Raw genomic sequence first — 16868 nt, 5'->3', positions numbered from 1 at the left:
AGTGAAGAGTATGAAATGGTTTGCTGTATGTATTAACAATTGGAAAATTAGAAGAAGATTAGGGGATAAAGAAATGAAGACTATAAACGTATTTCATTACGACGCATTTACGAATAAACCAAATATGGGCAATCCAGCAGGTATTGTATTAGAGGCGGATGGATTAACGGAAGAGGACATGCAGCGTGTTGCTGAAAAAGTTGGATTTAACGAAACATCTTTTGTTCTTTCTTCAGAAGTAGCAGATATAAGAATGCGCTATTTTACACCAGGGTTTGAAATGGATTTATGTGGTCATGGGACAGTTGGCACTATATATGCCTTGCGTGAAAGAGGTTTATTAGAAGAAAAAACAAACCTTACGATTGAAACGAAGGCAGGTATTTTACCAATACAAATAGGTGCACATGAAAATGGAGAAACCTTTATTAAAATGAGGCAGGCAGTACCTCAGTTTAAAGGTTTTACAGGTTCAAAAGAAGAATTAGCTCATAGTATCGGTTTAGAAGTAACGGATTTAGATGCAAGTGTACCGATTGTATATGGAAGTACCGGGAACTGGACTGTAATTGTACCGATTAAAAATCTAGATGCATGTGAAAGAATGAAACCTAAAAATGAGGCGTTTCCATCGGTATTAAAAGAAATACCTAACGCTTCTATCCATCCAGTTTGTTTAGAAACTTATGATGAACAGGTGCAAATGCATGGGCGTCATTTCTCATCAGCTTATGCTGGAACGATTGAAGATCCTGTGACAGGAACAGCATCAGGTGTAATGGGAGCGTATTATGCGACGTATTTGGAGAAAGATTTTGACCATGAACTGGAGTTAATCGTTGAGCAAGGACAGGAAATAAATAAGGATGGTCGTGTAACGGTTTATGTAACGAAAGATGTAGAAAATGAGAAGTTGCAAATAGATATTGCGGGAACAGCGGTATATGTGAAAGAGTTGGAAATTTCAATATAAAAGAATAAAGCCCAGCACATAGCTGGGACTTCTCTTTATCTGTTCAACACTTCAATATACGAAGCACCCCCAGTTGTTCGAATTGTAGAGCGGAAATTGTTGTGTTCTAACGTTTCAGCAACTTGTTTTAATTGCTGTGCATCATCATGATGAATGAGTAAACTATCTGCACCACTTTCTTCTATATGAATATGCTCAACATTTCCAATCGCTTCATGTATAGCTTTTAAAAATTCAGGTTTCATATTGTCCTCCTATATGTATGTAACGTCGTTAAATAGTATTTCCTTATTTTTGAAATATAAAAGTAAATGAAAGGAGAAATGAAAATGAATATAACGCAGTTTAAAGAACATATTACATCACTTTTTGAAGAGCACCTTAATAAATACGGTGATGATGAGTATGGCTTCACTCACATTAGTAAAGAGGAATTTCACAAAATAGGTTACACGACAAATTTGACGCTAGAGACAATTGAAGAAGCATATAGAAATGGTGTCGATATGATAGTTACACATCATGCGCCGTGGAGTTTTTTATTCGGTATGGAAGAGGCTTGTATTGAGAAATTAAAAGAATATGAAATGAATCATTTTTGGATTCATTTGCCATTAGATTTCGTAAAGTTTGGCACGTGTACGTCGTTGTTTAATGAAATTGAGATACATACAATACTGGAGTACTCCACGTATGAGGAAGAAGAGCTACCGGGAATAGGAGAATATAAAGAAGCGATTCCCTTTTCAAACTTAGTTGGAAAACTTGAAGAGAGAATGGAAGAGAAAGTGAAGAGTTGGAAAAATCATGATAAACCAGTAAAGCGGATTGCGATTTTAACAGGTGCAGGGAACAATACAAATCTTATTGAGCGTGCACTAGAAAAAGGTTGTGATACGTACATAACAGGAGAAAAAACATTATATACGGTGCAACATGCGAAATTTAAAGGCATTAACTTAATTGTAGGTAGTCACACATTTACAGAAGTGTTTGGTGTAGAAAGTTTGGCTCGTAAGATAAAAGAAAGAGATAATTCAATAGAAATTACTAGATTAAATGAAGATCATTTGGAGTGAGGGAAATGGTAACTATATATGCAAATTATGGGGAATCAAAAGTGAAGTTAACGTGGAAAAAAGATTGTATATTGCCAGAATACGAAAGAATTACGAGTGTTCACGGTTTTTGTTTTCATAATAATAATAATAATAAGATTTTACTAATAGACCATGAGCAGCGTGGTTGGGACTTTCCTGGTGGGCATATAGAAGAAGGGGAACTACCAGAAGAATGTTTTAAAAGAGAAGCGTGGGAAGAAGGTTATGTAAAAGGAAAATGTACTTTATTTGGATATATTATCGTTGACCATAGTGATAATCCAAATTGGAATAAAAATAGTCCGTATCCAAAAGTAGGGTATCAGCCGTTCTACCAGATGGAGATTAATGAAGTGCATAAGTTTGACGGTGAGTATGAATCCGATAAAAGGATGTTTGTTAGAGTAGAAGAGAGTGCAGCGCATCATTATAAATGGAATGAATTATATGATGAAATCTTGAAGGAAGCCGTTTTAATAAAATAAAAATTAATTTCTGCAATATTAAGATGTTAGAAGGGATTCTCTTGCGATTGTCAAATAATAGTGAAGCTGTCTTTTGAATTGAGGGAATCTTCAGATACGAGGGTGAGTGAATGAACATTTCAGTAATCGCTGAACAACTAGTTAATGAGAAGGTTATTTCACATTATCCAAATAGCATGAAAGTTTTGAGCGGAGGAACGACAAGTACTGTATATTTGTTGGATGGAAAATATGTTGTGAAGTCAAATGGATCGGAAGTAATACGTGAAGAAGCTAATTTTCTTTCTTTTTATGAGGGGAATGCGTTATTTTCAAAGCTTTTGTATAAAGAACCTTTACATACATATTTCGTGTATTCTTTCCTTGAAGGTAGTACTTCGTGCGAACAAGGATATAAACGAAGTACGCTTATTACACTTGTAAAAGAAGTTATCAATAAGTATAAATTTGTTCCAGGTGCAGATGGCTGGGGGTGGAAAGAAAGTCTGGTTCAATCTTGGAATGAATTTTTAACGGCAAATGTGATGGAAGCTTATGAAAATGTAAGACGTTACATAAGTGAGGAAGAGCATAGAATTGTTCTTAAACTAGCGAATAGTCCAAATAGAGGGACTGGAATAAATCAGCCATTTTTATTACATGGTGATTTCGGGTTTCATAATTTTATATTCCAAGAGAATGAGCTGTATGGAGTAATTGATCCATTACCAGTGCTAGGAGATCCTATATATGATTTAATTTACGCGTTCTGTTCAACTCCAGACGATGTAACAAAAGAAACGATTGATTATGTGATGAAACAATGTGTATTTCATAAAAACGAACGAGATTTATATGAGGAAATAGTCATAGGTTTATATTTACGTATAGATACGTGTATAAGACACCACCCAAAAGATTTAGAAGATTACTTAGTAGCTTGGCGTTATTGGATAGGTGAAATTGAGCTAGCTTTTTAGCACAAATAATTTTGGGGAGATAGTGAAATGAACATTTCAGAAGCAAAAAGAGATTTAGCACAAAAAACGAAGAAGGGATTTCCTGTTATAATAGCTGGTCTTTTATTTTGGATTGTAGCGAGCGTAACTGGTGTTCTTCTTTCAGAAAAGCAAGTTGTGTGGGTATATTTAATTGGTATGGGCTGTGTGTTTCCTTTCGGTTTAATGATAGCTGCTATATTAAAAATTGACATGTTTGCGAAAGGAAACCCGCTAGGGACTTTAGCTGGAGTAATTGGTGGGATAAATGTATTGAATATTCTGTTTGTATTACTTGCATATTTTCAATTTCCAGAGTGGTTACCTTTTGTAGTAGCGATGTTAATAGGTGTTCATTTTTTACCATATGTATGGATTTATGAAAGTAAAAGTTATGGTTTTTTATCAGTAGGAACTGTATTAGTAACGTCAGTATGTGGAATTCTTTTTGCGGAAAAAGGATTTATTGTAATTCCGATGGCGGTTACAGTTGTCTACTTTATTACTCTTATAAGCGTATCACTTGAAAATAAAAAAGCAGAAAACGATCAACAAATATCAGCTTAATAAAAAATTAAAGGGATAGGGGAATAACTATGAATAATTTCGTTTGTACAACGTGTGGAGTGCAGTATGCAGCGGGTGTGGAAGAACCGGTAAGTTGTGTTATTTGTGATGAGGAGAGACAATATGTTAATCCGAAAGGGCAGTCATGGACAACTTTAGAAAACTTGAGAACGAGTGATACGTATAAAAATGAAATTATAGAAGAAGAAAATGGACTGTATAGTATTACGACAAAACCAGGATTTGCGATCGGTCAAACGGCATTTGTAGTAAAAACAGAGTCATATCGTTTGTTATGGGATTGTATTACTTATTTAGATGACACGACAATTGAGAAGATAAAAGAGTGGGGCGGATTAGATGCGATTGCACTGTCGCATCCGCATTATTATTCAACCCAAGTAGAATGGGCAGAAACATTCGATGTACCAATTTATATACATGAAGACGATAAAGAGTGGGTGATGCGTCCAAGTAGTCGTATTATTTATTGGTCTGGTGAGTCTTTACAATTAGCGGATGGGATTACTATACATCGTCTCGGAGGGCATTTTAGTGGCGGTTCTGTATTACATTGGGAAGAAGGTAATGATGGGAAAGGTATTTTATTAACAGGTGATATTATTCAAGTTGTAGCGGATGAGCGGTGGGTGAGTTTCATGTACAGCTATCCGAACTTAATTCCACTACCAGCAAGGAAAGTGGAAGAAATGGCGAATCGAGTGAAACCGTTACAATTTAATCGTCTATATAACGCCTTTCACCGAGTAGTAAAAGAAAATGCAAATGAGGCAGTTGAACGTTCTGCGGAAAGATATGTGAAAGCGGTAGAAGGAAAGTTGTTTCATACGTAAAAGGAGTGCTAAATTAATGAAAACGTTAGTATGCTTTGGTGATAGTATTACAGCTGAAGAAACGTTTTTTGGTGGAACGCCGAGGTTAACGCCACGTTTGCAAGAGCTGTTTCCAAATTGGAAAGTGGTTAATGCGGGTGTTCCAGGTGATAATACGTTCGATGCATTACATAGGATTGAAGGTGATGTATTAACACATAAACCAGACTTTGTAACAGTTTTTTTTGGTACGAATGATTCGGTGTTATTTGATCCAGTGCCATTACAATCTTACAAAGAAAATTTAGAGAAAATTGTAAGTGCGATTTCATCAGAAAAAGTATTACTTATTAGTCCTGCACCAGTTGATGAAGCAAGGCAACATAATAGAACGAATGAAGTACTCGGTCAATATGCAAATGTGGTTGAGGAAGTGGCGAAAGAAACAGGAAGTCATTTTCTAAATTTGTACGCTGAAATGATTCAAGAAAAGGATTATAAGAGATTTGTAGAAGATGATGAAAAAGACGGTTTACACTTCGGACCACAAGGTTATGAATATTTAGCGAAGTTAATTTGTGAAAAGTTAAAAGGGATTTTGTAGGAAGCAGAGCGTGGGCGCTTTGCTTTTTTTGTATTCACATAAGTAAAATATAGTATCTTTTCGCAAGGGCATTGTAGCACTGCAAAAATGCAAACACCTTAATATATTTTAATTAATCAAGGAAGTAGACAATTCCTGTACTAAATGTTTAATACCTATAGCACTTTAAAGAACATACATTTTTAAAGTGTTAAATATAATTCATAATAGCACCATTAAGAAGAAAACAAGCGTTACGGTACTATAGAGTCTGGTAATTCTAAAAAATGACAATGTGGTCTAGGACAATTAGGGAGGTTAAAGATATGAGTAATTCAAATTTGAGTGAAATAAGTAAACAAATATTAATAGAGGAGGAAACACTTCAATTTTCCTCTTTTACAAATGAAGATGCCTTGCAATTAGGTTTATTTATCGTTGAAACAGCAAAGCGAGAGGGGAAATTGATTGCTGTTGATATAGCAAAAAATGGTGTGCAATTATTTCATTTCAAGATGACAGGGACAACTGAGGAAAATACGAAATGGATTGAGCGTAAAAAACGGGTCGTTTCCCTGCATAATCATAGCTCGTATTATATGCAGATAGAAAGTGAAATAAGCGGAGTTCCATATCATGAAAAATACCGTTTAGATGGCTCGGAATATGCTGCGTTTGGTGGATGCTTTCCTATTCAAATAAAAAACGTAGGGGTTATTGGGATGATAACAGTCTCAGGATTACCACCAGAAGTAGATCATGAATTGGTTATAAGAGCAGTTAAAAATCATTTAAATCAATAATAGAAGTAATTTAAAAGGTTAAATAAAAAGGCAAAAATGAACATATTCCTGTTCGTTTTTGCCTTTTTATTATTTATTTAAGGAAATGGACATGGAGATGATATCCCTAAAAGTACAAAGAGAATGTAGCGTGGATTCTAAGGGGCAACGTTTTCCTAGTAAACAACCATTTAAAAATATTACGAAATAAAAAATCTTCAATTCAAGACACTTTTCTTGACGATAATAATCTATGTAGTTAATATGATAGACATAAAATAACTTAATTACTTTTAATAATTAAGTTATTTTATGTAAGTTTAACTAAGTAAGTAGGATGTGGGGAAAATGCTTTGAATTGCCACTATTAATATTGGGGACAATTAGAAAGCGACAACTATAAAACATTAGAAGTTAAGAAGTAAGATTGGATCAACAATAATAGTAGCTTCTGTACAATGCATTTTTACTAAGGTGGCAATGACTATACATCACGAGGAGGACTGAAATTGGAATCGATGACCTTTGTTTTATTTGGAGCGACAGGGGATTTAGCGAAAAGAAAAATTTACCCCGCGCTATATAACTTATATAGAGATCAAAAGCTTCCAAAGCCAATATCCGTTATCGGGCTTGGAAGACGTGAAGTATCTCATTTAGATTTTCAAAAAAGAGTAAAAGAATCCATAGAAACTTTTTCTCGTCGCAGAGAAGAAGGCACTCCGAAAATAGAAGATTTTTTAGAGTATTTTCGTTATTGTCCGTTAGATGTGAATAAGCCAGAAGACTATAAAAGGTTATTACAAGTAGTTCGTGAAAGGGAAGAAGAACAAAATATACAAGGGAATAGAATGTTCTACCTTTCAGTTACTCCTGACTTCTTTGAGACCATTGCTTTAAATATTAAAGAAAGTGGACTGGATAAAACGGATGGATGGAAGCGCCTAATGATTGAGAAACCGTTTGGTCATGATCTCACATCTGCTCGAGAGCTGAATGATAGGCTTAGTCGAACGTTTGAAGAAGACGAAATATACCGTATTGATCATTATTTAGGTAAACCGATGATTCAAAACATTGAAGCACTTGAATTTGCAAATCCTGTTCTTCAATCGATTTGGAATAAAGAACATATAGCGAATGTACAAATAACAGCTAGTGAAACGGTTGGGGTAGAAGAAAGGGCAGCATATTATGATCATGCAGGAGCCATTCGCGATATGGTTCAAAATCATATGTTGCAAATATTAATGATGACTGCTATGAATTTGCCGGAAAAGATAAATGCATGTGAAATTCGTGAGGAAAAGCGAAAAGTAATGGAGACTCTTCGTAAAGTGACAAAAGAAGATGTTCAGAACCATATCATTCGCGGGCAATATGCTTCAGGGGAGATAAAAGGACAACAAGTTGTAGCGTATAAAGAGGAGCCGGGAGTAAATCCTTCTTCTCAAACAGACACATTTGTTGCGGCTCGCCTATGGATTGATAACCCATTTTGGACTGATGTTCCTTTTTATATACGAACAGGAAAAAGAATGAAAGAAAAGTCTACTCGTATTGTAATTGAGTTTAAAAATACATTAAAACAGCAATATCAAGATAGTAACCCAAATGCAGAACCTAATTTGTTAATCATTGAAATTAGCCCAAATGAAAATGTTTCACTCCAATTAAATAGTAAAAATCCATTGAACAATGGAGAGCTTGAACCGATTCGTATTCATTTTACTTGTGAACAAACAGGAGTGGGAATACCGGAAGCTTACGAAAGGCTTATCTATGATGCTGTATGTGGAGATTCTACATTCTTTGCACACTGGAGAGAGGTTGAATTGTCATGGGAATGGGTGCAGCCAATCCTTGAAGCGTTCGACGAAAACTTGTTACCTCTTCATGAATATGAGTCTGGCTCGTATGGTCCGGATGCTGCTCATGCTCTATTACAAGAAAGTGAATTTAAATGGTGGTTAGATGAGGGATTGAAAAAATAAGTACATTCTTATAAGTAAAGCAATATGACAAAAGATATTCATCATTTTATTAACATGTATTTATGATGAAAGGTAATTCAAGGAGGAATTATATTATGAGAGTAGGATTAATTGGTTTAGGTAAAATGGGATTAAATTTAGGGAAGAATTTAATCGATCATAAACATGAAGTAGCTGCATTCGATTTAAATACGAGTGCAGTGGAAGAAATGAAAGCGTATGGGGCTACAGGTACGTCTAGTTTAAACGAACTTGTTCAATCATTAGAATCACCAAGAATTCTATGGGTTATGGTTCCGCACGCTGTTGTTGATTCTGTTATTAATGAGATTACACCTCTATTATCAAAAGGAGATATTTTAATTGAAGCCGGTAATTCACATTATAAAGAGTCTATTCGCCGATATGAGCAATTAAAGAAAGATGGCATTCACTTTATGGATGCAGGAACTTCTGGCGGAATGGAAGGTGCTCGTAATGGTGCTTGTTACATGATCGGAGGAGACCAAGAAGCTTGGGACATCGTTGAACCTATTTTCCGAGATACAGCTGTAGAAAATGGATACTTATATGCTGGAAAAGCTGGTAGTGGTCACTTTTTAAAAATGATTCACAACGGAATTGAATACGGAATGATGGCTGCTATTGGTGAAGGATTTGAGGTTTTAGAGAAGAGTGAATTTGACTACGATTATGAAAAAGTATCAAGAGTATGGAACAACGGTTCAGTCATTCGTTCATGGTTAATGGAATTAACTGAAAATGCATTTTCTAAAGATGCAAAACTGGATGAAATTAAGGGCGTTATGCATTCTTCTGGTGAAGGAAAATGGACAGTAGAAACAGCATTAGACCTTCAAACAGCAACTCCTGTTATCGCAATGTCTCTATTAATGCGCTACCGCTCATTAGACAATGATACATTTACAGGAAAAGTTGTAGCAGCACTGCGCAATGAATTTGGCGGACATGCAGTAGAAAAGAAATAAACATTTTAAAATTATAACTCGTTAGCGTTTAAAAAATGGAGGGAATGAATCATGAAGTTTTTTATTGATACTGCAAATCTTGAGGACATAAAAAAGGCATATAAACTAGGGGTTTTAGCTGGCGTTACAACGAATCCTTCTTTAGTAGCGAAAGAGGGCATTAAGTTTGAAGACCGTATTGCAGAAATTTGTCAGGCAGTGCCTAACGTTGAATCTGTTTCGGCAGAAGTAACGCCAGATGCTGTTACAGCCGAAGAGATGATCGCTCAAGCAGAAGAACTGATTAAAATTAACGGTGGCGATGAAAAAGTTACAATAAAACTGCCGATGACACTAGCAGGATTAGAAGCTTGTCGTTACCTTACTGAAAAAGGTGTGAAAACGAACGTTACACTTATTTTCACTGTGAACCAAGCTCTTTTAGCTGCTCGAGCAGGTGCAACGTACGTTTCTCCATTTTTAGGCCGTTTGGATGATATTTCTGAAGATGGCGTACTATTAGTTGCTAAAATTGCTGAATTATTCGATATTCATCTATTAGATACACAAATTATTGCGGCTTCTGTTAGACACCCAGACCATGTAACTCGTGTAGCGATGGCGGGTGCACATATTGCTACAATTCCTTATAAAGTCATTGAACAACTTGCTATGCATCCACTAACCGATCAAGGTATTGAAAAGTTTGCTGCGGATTGGGCGAAAGCGCCTAAGTTATAATGAAATGAAGATTTCACTTTTCAAAATAGCACTATAGTTATGAAAAGGACCTCCTTATGAGAGAGAAGTTTATTAAAACGTAGCTCTCATAAGGGAGCGTCTTTTTTGTATACATCATGGTGCTCTTTTGTTATAGGAATAATATGAAAGGGGTTACATGGTGAGCTCGAAATATATGATTGGTGTAGATATTGGGACAACTAGTACAAAATCAGTTTTGTTTTCGGTGGATGGATCAGTTATTACAAGTCATGGGATTGAATACCCTTTATATTCTCCCGCACCAGAAACAGCAGAACAAGATCCAGAAGAGATTTTTCAAGCGGTCATACATACGATTAAAGAAACTATACAATCAAGTAATGTGCAGCCAGTTGATATTCTTTGTGTTTCTTTTAGTTCGGCAATGCATAGTGTCATTGCTGTAGACGAAGCAGGGAAGCCGTTAACGAGATGTATCACTTGGGCAGATAATAGAAGTGCAAGCTGGGCAGAAAAAATAAAAAATGATATGAATGGTCATGAAATTTACCTTCGTACTGGAACACCAATCCATCCTATGTCACCACTTTCAAAATTAGTTTGGCTTAAAAATGAACATGCTGAGTTATTTGCAAAAAGCTATAAATTCATCTCTATTAAAGAGTATGTTTTCTATAAGTTATTTAAGGAATATGTAATTGATTATTCTATTGCATCAGCAACAGGAATGTTCAATTTGAAATCTTTAAAATGGGATGAGGCAGCTCTTCGTGTTGCAGGAATTACCGATGAAAAGCTATCTACAGTTGTTCCAACGACGCACAGTTTAATAGGGATAAATGAAGAACTTGCAAGAGAGATGAATGTACTTGTTACTACTCCTTTTATAATCGGTGCGAGTGATGGGGTACTATCGAATTTAGGTGTAAATGCAATAGAACCTGGAGTAGTTGCTATTACAATTGGTACGAGCGGTGCAGTGCGAGTTGTCACAAATCATCCTGTAACGGATCCGAAAGGTAGGACTTTTTGTTATGCGTTAACTGAGGACCTTTGGGTAATTGGTGGACCGGTTAATAATGGTGGTATGATTTTTAGGTGGGTTCGCGACCAATTATGTACGTTAGAAGTTGAGCATGGGAAGCGTTTAGGAAAAGATCCATATGAAGTGCTTACGGAAATAGCGGCAAAAGTGAATCCTGGATCTGACGGTTTATTATTTCATCCATATTTAGCAGGCGAAAGAGCTCCTTTATGGAATGCGAATGCGCGGGGATCTTTCTTTGGGCTTGGACTACATCATAAGAAAGAGCATCTTATACGTGCTGTTTTAGAGGGAATCATTTATAACTTGTATACAGTTCTTCTTGCGTTAAAAGAACTAATTGGCGAACCGAAAAAAATTCAAGCGACAGGTGGTTTTGCAAGGTCAGAAATTTGGAGACAGATGATGGCGGATATTTTTCATCAAGACGTATACGTTCCTGAAAGTTTCGAAAGTTCTTGCCTAGGAGCGGCAATCCTCGGTTTATATAGCTTAGGTGAAGTAGATACATTACATGTAGTTTCTAATATGGTAGGTGCCAATTTTTATCATGAGCCAAACATGGGAAGTGTGGAGAAATATAAAGATTTAACACCGATCTATATTCGTTTGGCCCGTCACTTGGAAGAAGAATATGAAAGTATAGCAGCTTTTCAGAAAAAGTGGGTTTAGAGGCTATTTGGCAGAAAAATATGGTAACGTATAAAGAGGTACTCCGATTTTTTAGGATATTCTTTCAATGAAAAATAGTTTTAGGTTGCTTAAAAAGAAGTATGATGAACAAAAACTATAGGGAGAGGGTTATGAAAATGACGGAAAACAAAGAGCTTATTGGATATGTTGGAACTTACACGAAAGAAAATAGTAAGGGGATATATACTTTTACTTTACATACGGAAGCACAAAAAGTTAGTAATGTAACACTTGCGGCTAAGCTGGATAACCCTACATATGTAACGATTAGCAAAAATAATCAATATCTCTATTCTGTTGTTAAGGAAGGCGAATCTGGTGGTGTAGCTGCTTATTCGATTAATAGTCATACTGGAGAGTTACAGGCGAAAAACAGACAAGTAGTAGAAGGGGCTTCGCCTTGTCATATTAGTGTGGATAGTGGAAACCATACGGTAGTTACAGCAAATTACCATAAAGGAACGATTGAGTCTTTTGTAGTAAATGAAGAAACTGGAACTGTAAATGCTGCCAAATCTATTGTTACACATGAAGGTTCAGGTCCAAATAAAGAAAGACAAGAAAAACCACATGCACATTACGCGGGATATACTCCTGATGAAAAATATGTGATAGGTGTTGATTTAGGAATTGATAAAATAATTACGTATGGAATAAAAGATAGTACATTAAAAGAAGTGAATAGCTTGTCTGTGAACCCAGGAAGCGGTCCAAGGCATATTACTTTTCACCCGGACGGAAAGTACGCTTATGTGATGACTGAACTTAGTTCGGAAGTCATTGTGTTAACATATCATCCGGAAGAAGGGTCCTTTACAGAGTTGCAGTATAGTTCTACTGTTCCAAAAGAATTTGCTGGAAATAGTCAAGGAAGTGCTATTCATATTTCTTCTGATGGCCGTTTTGTATATGTAGCGAATCGTGGTCATAATAGTATTGCTGTTTTCAGTGTGGATCAAAATTCAGGTCAGCTTGCATTTGTGGAACATACATCTACAGAAGGAAATTGGCCGAGGGACTTTGTGTTAGATCCTACTGGGAAATTTCTTATTGCTACAAATGAAAAGTCACATAATCTTGTACTATTTTCAAGAAATGAAACGACAGGGAAGTTAACACTGTTACAATCTGATGTTGTTGTACCAGAGCCTGTTTGTGTGAAGTTTTTAAACGTTTAATTTGTGATTAGTAGAATTTCTATATACCCCAAAAACAGAAAAAAGCAAAGCGATATCGCTTTGCTTTTTTCTATTTCTTCTTCGGCCTACGCACTAGTTCGCCGCCACAATTCGGACAAACGTTTTGTCTTTCCTCTGTACATGGTGCACAAAATGTACATTCATACACGCATATGTATGCTTCAGAATCAGGCTGAAGGGAATAGTCGCAAATTTGACAGTTTGTTTTCATTTCTAATGCCATTGTAATCCTCCTCGTTATTTGAAAGTTCTTAATTTAATTATAATTAATATTGTAGTGGGTGTCCTTTTTAAATGAAAAGAAATAGATGGATTATGTTGTTGTTTGAAATGAAATAGGTCCATTTGTTTTAAAATTGATTATTTAGTGCAGTTGGAATATTATGAAATAGTCAAAAGACAACAGGGGGTATATATTTTGACTAATCATAACGACTATTTTCGTGTAGAAGAGGATGTAAATTACAATAGTTTAAAAGCGGATTGTGAAAAATGTTTTGGATTATGTTGTGTGGCATTACCGTTTGCAGCATCAGTAGATTTCGCGGTGAATAAAGATGGTGGTAAACCTTGCACAAATTTACAATCAGATTATAAATGTAGTATACATAGAGATCTTAGAGGAAAAGGCTATAAAGGTTGTACAGTATTTGAATGTTTCGGTGCTGGGCAAAAGATTTCTCAAGTTACGTTTAAAGGAATTGATTGGCGGACAGATGCCGAGCATGCGAGAGAAATGTATGATGCTTTTCCGGTTATGCATCAGCTTCATGAAATGCTGTGGTATTTGAATGAGGCTATTCTATTAAAGGCGACACAGACAATTCATAAAGAGCTGAAGGAAGCAATTGAAGAGACTGAGCGTCTTTCTAATTTAAGTCCAGATGAGTTAATGGAAGTAAATGTGCCATTACACCGAGCGGAAGTGAATGTTCTCCTTTTAGAGACGAGTGAATTAGTATGGAAGGAAATGAATGCTGCACGTAAAAAACGAATCAGTCACCGAGGGGCAGATCTTATGGGAGCTAACCTTAAAAAGAGGGATTTACAAGGAGCAAATTTAAGAGGAGCTTATCTTATTGCGGCTAATTTACGAGATGCAAATTTAAGGGGAGCGGATCTCATCGGAGCAGATTTGCGAGATGCAGATATTCGCGGGACGGATTTTACAAATAGTATTTTTCTTACGCAAGTTCAAATTAACGCGGCGAAAGGGGACAAACATACGAAATTGCCGAAATTATTGTCCCGTCCATCGCATTGGAGTGCGTAAAGAGTATGGAGTGAAATAGTTTGGATATGTTTCAGTATTTAGAGGAAATGCAGGAAGATGTATTTTCGTTATCAGTATCTCAAATAGAATCGAAGTATTATGATATTTGTCGCACACTAGCGTCAAGTGAGGATGCGGAGCGCATTAAATTGATTTCATTAGATTCATACAGGGAAAGTATGAGGATAGGTTTGAAAGAAGCTTTAGAAATTACTGCAAGTGAAGAGGTAAAAGCAATTTATTTTGAGTATGATTTGGATAATGAATGGAATAGTCAGTTCTATGTTTGTGACGATTACATTCCACTTGAGGAAGAGGATGATGATTGGGCTTGTGAATGGACGTATGATATTGAGGGACCGAGGTCAGTAGAATTAGCAGATTTGTATGCTGAAAATGGCTTTGATACAAATGAAAAGGCAATTGGTATTACTTTATATTTAATTGCAAGAACAGTGTGTAGTTTTATAAGTGCATGTAGTGGATTACAAAGTAATATACCAATTTGCATCGGTTTTCACGACCAAGAGCCAATTATGCGAACAGGCAGAGACTAAGTCTCTGCCTGTTTTTTATACTATTTTTGCTTTTCAAAAGTAGTAATTATAACACTACATATAATAAGGATACCACCAATGAAAAAGTTACTGCTTAACGTCTCATTTAATAGGAGCCAGCCAAGTATTGAACCGACGATAGGTTGAAAGAAGAAAAATAATGAGCCGATGCTAGCATCCATTAATTCTAATCCTTTATTCCAAAGGAAAAATGCACCTGCAGTTGAGACGATTCCTAAATAGAGTACGCCCAATACTACATACATGTTCATATGTTCAATAGGATTTGTTTGAACTTCCCATACCATAAAAGGTGTAATGAAAAAGAGTGAAAAAAATATTGCGTACGTTGTAATAATTAAAGATGAAAATCGAGCTGAAGCGATTTTTACATAAATGGACAGTAAAGCCCACGTAATAGCAGCTCCAACTAAAATGATTGAACCGATAAAATAGGAGCCGATTTCAATATCCCATCCGATAACGATAATGACACCGAGTGTCGCTATTATAGTTGATAAAAGTCTACGAGTAGTTAGTTTCTCTTTTAAAATGAGCGCTGCAAATATAACCATAAATGCAGGTGTAGCTGATGTCACTAAGGAGCCTGTATGAGCATCGGATAATTTCGTTCCGATAAATTGACATGTGATTGAAATGAAATACCCGATGAATCCAATCCAAGCAAATAATAGCCAATCTTTTTTGTGGATGGTTACTTTTTTCTTTTGCTTTTTTTCAGTTATTTTCAAAATTACATATAAAACAACAAAAGCGATAATAAAGCGTAGCCAAACGAGTGTAAGTGGCGAGATAAAGTCGAGTACGTATTTACTAACAACGTACATACCGCCCCATATACTTGCTGCTAGAGATAAACATATAGCACCTAAAATTGTTTGTTTCATTTGAATTACCTCCGTCTATTTTTAGGGTTATGATTTATTCCCTAAGACGAGGCATAGTGCACTTGTTATATGAATGCCCGTCTTAGATTATAGACGGACTACAGGTTGATCGTTTTCGAATGAAGTGTTGTAGTACATGAGCGTAGTCTCCTTTCTTTTTTTATAATGACATTATAACTTAATTTTCTGATTATTGTAGAGTGTTATGAAAAATATTGCTATTAAGTTGCATGCCAGTGATTATCCGGATCCAATTCGTTTAGAGAAGGGAGATCTTGTTTCTGTTAGTGAAAAGCATAAGGGACCAAAAAAGTTGGATAACTGGGTGCGTTGTTCGGAGGAGAATTATAATAGGAAAGGCTGGGTACCAGAGCAAATAATAAGTAAGTGTACAGATGAAAGTGGAGTTATTATAAAGCGACATACTGCAAAAGAATTACAATTGAGTAGTGGAGAAATACTAATTGGGTTAGCAGAACTGAATGGATGGATTGGTTTGAAACGGTAAATGGTGAAGCTGGATGGGTACCGAAAGAAAATTTGCAGCAATAATAGGACACATATTTTTGAATAGTATAAGATGAGACGTGAAATTGTGTATAAATTGTGAATAACAAACCGTCACGTTTGACTGTACAGTTTATGTATTGTATGATTGTAGTAATATAAACAAGGGGGGAAGATCGTTGGGAAGGTGTATCGAATCGGACAGTTGGCTCTCATGGCTCACGTGTCGAAACGAACGATTGATTATTATACGAATCTAGGTATCCTAAAAGCGGAGCGATCTCAATCTAATTATCGCTATTACGACGAAACAGCATTTGAGACATTACAATTTATTGAGAAGTGCAAAGAAATGCATATGCCGCTTTGTGAGATTAAAGAGAAAATCGAGGAGAAGAAAAAGCTGCTCGGTATCAATGAACACGTTTCGAAACATGTGAATGAAGTGACAGACCATATTCATAGATTAGAAGCAGAACTAACGGAGTTAAAGCCTCTTTTAGATGAATTGACTGATTCACAACGTGAAAAAATATCGAAATCTTTATCAGGTCAAACGACAGCTTTATTACAGACACTTGCTCTATTATTATAGAATAAGTGAAATCCGACCTCTTTAATTTTTGTATCGGGCTATGTTTTCTAACGAACAAATAAGAAAACATTATAGTATACAGGAGGTGGACACCTTAGTTTTTTTA

19 protein-coding genes and 1 pseudogene are annotated in these 16868 nt (G+C 35.8%); 17 read left to right on the top strand and 3 right to left on the bottom strand.

Translation table 11 applies throughout. The features are described 5' to 3' along the window. Positions 1-73 precede the first annotated feature (73 nt). A complete protein-coding gene (locus BAU23_RS25885) occupies positions 74-973 on the top strand; it encodes a PhzF family phenazine biosynthesis isomerase (protein WP_000849354.1) in 900 nt (299 codons plus the stop codon). Between the two features lie 35 nt (positions 974-1008). Here BAU23_RS25885 and BAU23_RS25880 read toward each other — a convergent pair whose 3' ends face one another. After that, on the bottom strand, positions 1009-1218 hold the full coding sequence (locus BAU23_RS25880; RefSeq protein ID WP_071735462.1) for a hypothetical protein: 210 nt from the start codon (positions 1216-1218) through the stop codon (positions 1009-1011). Positions 1219-1302: 84 nt separating this feature from the next. Between BAU23_RS25880 and BAU23_RS25875 the strand changes: the two genes are divergently transcribed. The 12 genes from BAU23_RS25875 (at position 1303) to BAU23_RS25820 (ending at position 12901) form a co-directional block, all read left to right on the top strand. Next, entirely contained in the window at positions 1303-2052 is a 750-nt protein-coding gene (locus BAU23_RS25875; RefSeq protein WP_071735460.1) for a Nif3-like dinuclear metal center hexameric protein, read from the top strand. A 5-nt stretch (positions 2053-2057) separates the two neighbouring features. Then, a complete protein-coding gene (locus BAU23_RS25870) occupies positions 2058-2558 on the top strand; it encodes an NUDIX hydrolase (RefSeq protein WP_071735458.1) in 501 nt (166 codons plus the stop codon). A gap of 110 nt (positions 2559-2668) precedes the next feature. After that, positions 2669-3517, top strand: coding sequence for a phosphotransferase family protein (locus tag BAU23_RS25865; protein WP_071735456.1), 849 nt, complete (start codon positions 2669-2671; stop codon positions 3515-3517). A gap of 27 nt (positions 3518-3544) precedes the next feature. Continuing rightward, entirely contained in the window at positions 3545-4102 is a 558-nt protein-coding gene (locus tag BAU23_RS25860; protein ID WP_071735454.1) for a DUF7010 family protein, read from the top strand. A gap of 29 nt (positions 4103-4131) precedes the next feature. Next, positions 4132-4956 carry an MBL fold metallo-hydrolase gene (locus BAU23_RS25855; RefSeq protein WP_071735453.1) on the top strand — a complete coding sequence of 275 codons (825 nt, stop codon included), beginning with the start codon at positions 4132-4134 and terminating at the stop codon, positions 4954-4956. Positions 4957-4972: 16 nt separating this feature from the next. Beyond that, complete coding sequence (locus BAU23_RS25850; RefSeq protein ID WP_071735451.1) at positions 4973-5539, top strand: SGNH/GDSL hydrolase family protein; 567 nt, start codon at positions 4973-4975, stop codon at positions 5537-5539. Between the two features lie 305 nt (positions 5540-5844). Continuing rightward, positions 5845-6321 (top strand): heme-degrading domain-containing protein, encoded by a 477-nt coding sequence (locus BAU23_RS25845; RefSeq protein WP_000071889.1) that lies wholly within the window; start codon positions 5845-5847, stop codon positions 6319-6321. A 488-nt stretch (positions 6322-6809) separates the two neighbouring features. Continuing rightward, positions 6810-8294, top strand: a complete 1485-nt coding sequence (gene zwf / locus BAU23_RS25840) for a glucose-6-phosphate dehydrogenase (protein ID WP_071735449.1) — start codon at positions 6810-6812, stop codon at positions 8292-8294. 95 nt (positions 8295-8389) lie between these two features. Next, entirely contained in the window at positions 8390-9283 is an 894-nt protein-coding gene (gene gnd, locus BAU23_RS25835; RefSeq protein ID WP_001263668.1) for a phosphogluconate dehydrogenase (NAD(+)-dependent, decarboxylating), read from the top strand. A gap of 51 nt (positions 9284-9334) precedes the next feature. Continuing rightward, positions 9335-10003 carry a fructose-6-phosphate aldolase gene (gene fsa / locus BAU23_RS25830; protein WP_000667683.1) on the top strand — a complete coding sequence of 223 codons (669 nt, stop codon included), beginning with the start codon at positions 9335-9337 and terminating at the stop codon, positions 10001-10003. 157 nt (positions 10004-10160) lie between these two features. Continuing rightward, positions 10161-11702, top strand: a complete 1542-nt coding sequence (gntK, locus tag BAU23_RS25825; RefSeq protein ID WP_071735448.1) for a gluconokinase — start codon at positions 10161-10163, stop codon at positions 11700-11702. Between the two features lie 137 nt (positions 11703-11839). Next, on the top strand, positions 11840-12901 hold the full coding sequence (locus tag BAU23_RS25820; RefSeq protein ID WP_071735603.1) for a lactonase family protein: 1062 nt from the start codon (positions 11840-11842) through the stop codon (positions 12899-12901). A 70-nt stretch (positions 12902-12971) separates the two neighbouring features. Here the strand turns inward: BAU23_RS25820 and BAU23_RS25815 are convergent, their stop codons facing one another. Continuing rightward, entirely contained in the window at positions 12972-13145 is a 174-nt protein-coding gene (locus BAU23_RS25815; RefSeq protein WP_071735446.1) for a DUF1272 domain-containing protein, read from the bottom strand. 195 nt (positions 13146-13340) lie between these two features. Between BAU23_RS25815 and BAU23_RS25810 the strand changes: the two genes are divergently transcribed. Both BAU23_RS25810 and BAU23_RS25805 read left to right on the top strand, forming a co-directional pair. Further along, entirely contained in the window at positions 13341-14195 is an 855-nt protein-coding gene (locus BAU23_RS25810; protein ID WP_000181454.1) for a pentapeptide repeat-containing protein, read from the top strand. A gap of 20 nt (positions 14196-14215) precedes the next feature. After that, the gene (locus BAU23_RS25805) at positions 14216-14752 is read left to right on the top strand and encodes a hypothetical protein (RefSeq protein ID WP_071735444.1); all 537 of its coding nucleotides are present in this window, start codon (positions 14216-14218) and stop codon (positions 14750-14752) included. Between the two features lie 20 nt (positions 14753-14772). On the opposite strand, the gene BAU23_RS25800 is transcribed toward BAU23_RS25805, so the two are convergent. After that, positions 14773-15660 carry a DMT family transporter gene (locus tag BAU23_RS25800; protein ID WP_000814752.1) on the bottom strand — a complete coding sequence of 296 codons (888 nt, stop codon included), beginning with the start codon at positions 15658-15660 and terminating at the stop codon, positions 14773-14775. 205 nt (positions 15661-15865) lie between these two features. On the opposite strand from BAU23_RS25800, the pseudogene BAU23_RS25795 reads away from it, so the two are divergent. Further along, positions 15866-16212, top strand: a pseudogene (locus BAU23_RS25795) (SH3 domain-containing protein). A 142-nt stretch (positions 16213-16354) separates the two neighbouring features. Next, positions 16355-16762 (top strand): MerR family transcriptional regulator, encoded by a 408-nt coding sequence (locus tag BAU23_RS25790; protein WP_000285631.1) that lies wholly within the window; start codon positions 16355-16357, stop codon positions 16760-16762. The last annotated feature ends 106 nt before the right edge of the window (positions 16763-16868 follow it).

The organism is Bacillus nitratireducens (assembly GCF_001884135.1).
GTDB classification, from domain to species: domain Bacteria; phylum Bacillota; class Bacilli; order Bacillales; family Bacillaceae_G; genus Bacillus_A; species Bacillus_A nitratireducens.
Note: the sequence above shows the minus strand (reverse complement) of the source record. Positions and strands in the feature narration are given on the sequence as shown.

What these genes read in the sequence shown, in the direction of transcription:
- BAU23_RS25885 (WP_000849354.1), top strand. Translation starts at nt 74, where the DNA reads ATGAAGACTATAAACGTATTTCATTACGACGCATTTACGAATAAACCA.
- BAU23_RS25880 (WP_071735462.1), bottom strand. Translation starts at nt 1,218, where the DNA reads ATGAAACCTGAATTTTTAAAAGCTATACATGAAGCGATTGGAAATGTT.
- BAU23_RS25875 (WP_071735460.1), top strand. Translation starts at nt 1,303, where the DNA reads ATGAATATAACGCAGTTTAAAGAACATATTACATCACTTTTTGAAGAG.
- BAU23_RS25870 (WP_071735458.1), top strand. Translation starts at nt 2,058, where the DNA reads ATGGTAACTATATATGCAAATTATGGGGAATCAAAAGTGAAGTTAACG.
- BAU23_RS25865 (WP_071735456.1), top strand. Translation starts at nt 2,669, where the DNA reads ATGAACATTTCAGTAATCGCTGAACAACTAGTTAATGAGAAGGTTATT.
- BAU23_RS25860 (WP_071735454.1), top strand. Translation starts at nt 3,545, where the DNA reads ATGAACATTTCAGAAGCAAAAAGAGATTTAGCACAAAAAACGAAGAAG.
- BAU23_RS25855 (WP_071735453.1), top strand. Translation starts at nt 4,132, where the DNA reads ATGAATAATTTCGTTTGTACAACGTGTGGAGTGCAGTATGCAGCGGGT.
- BAU23_RS25850 (WP_071735451.1), top strand. Translation starts at nt 4,973, where the DNA reads ATGAAAACGTTAGTATGCTTTGGTGATAGTATTACAGCTGAAGAAACG.
- BAU23_RS25845 (WP_000071889.1), top strand. Translation starts at nt 5,845, where the DNA reads ATGAGTAATTCAAATTTGAGTGAAATAAGTAAACAAATATTAATAGAG.
- gnd (WP_001263668.1), top strand. Translation starts at nt 8,390, where the DNA reads ATGAGAGTAGGATTAATTGGTTTAGGTAAAATGGGATTAAATTTAGGG.
- fsa (WP_000667683.1), top strand. Translation starts at nt 9,335, where the DNA reads ATGAAGTTTTTTATTGATACTGCAAATCTTGAGGACATAAAAAAGGCA.
- gntK (WP_071735448.1), top strand. Translation starts at nt 10,161, where the DNA reads ATGGTGAGCTCGAAATATATGATTGGTGTAGATATTGGGACAACTAGT.
- BAU23_RS25820 (WP_071735603.1), top strand. Translation starts at nt 11,840, where the DNA reads ATGACGGAAAACAAAGAGCTTATTGGATATGTTGGAACTTACACGAAA.
- BAU23_RS25815 (WP_071735446.1), bottom strand. Translation starts at nt 13,145, where the DNA reads ATGGCATTAGAAATGAAAACAAACTGTCAAATTTGCGACTATTCCCTT.
- BAU23_RS25800 (WP_000814752.1), bottom strand. Translation starts at nt 15,660, where the DNA reads ATGAAACAAACAATTTTAGGTGCTATATGTTTATCTCTAGCAGCAAGT.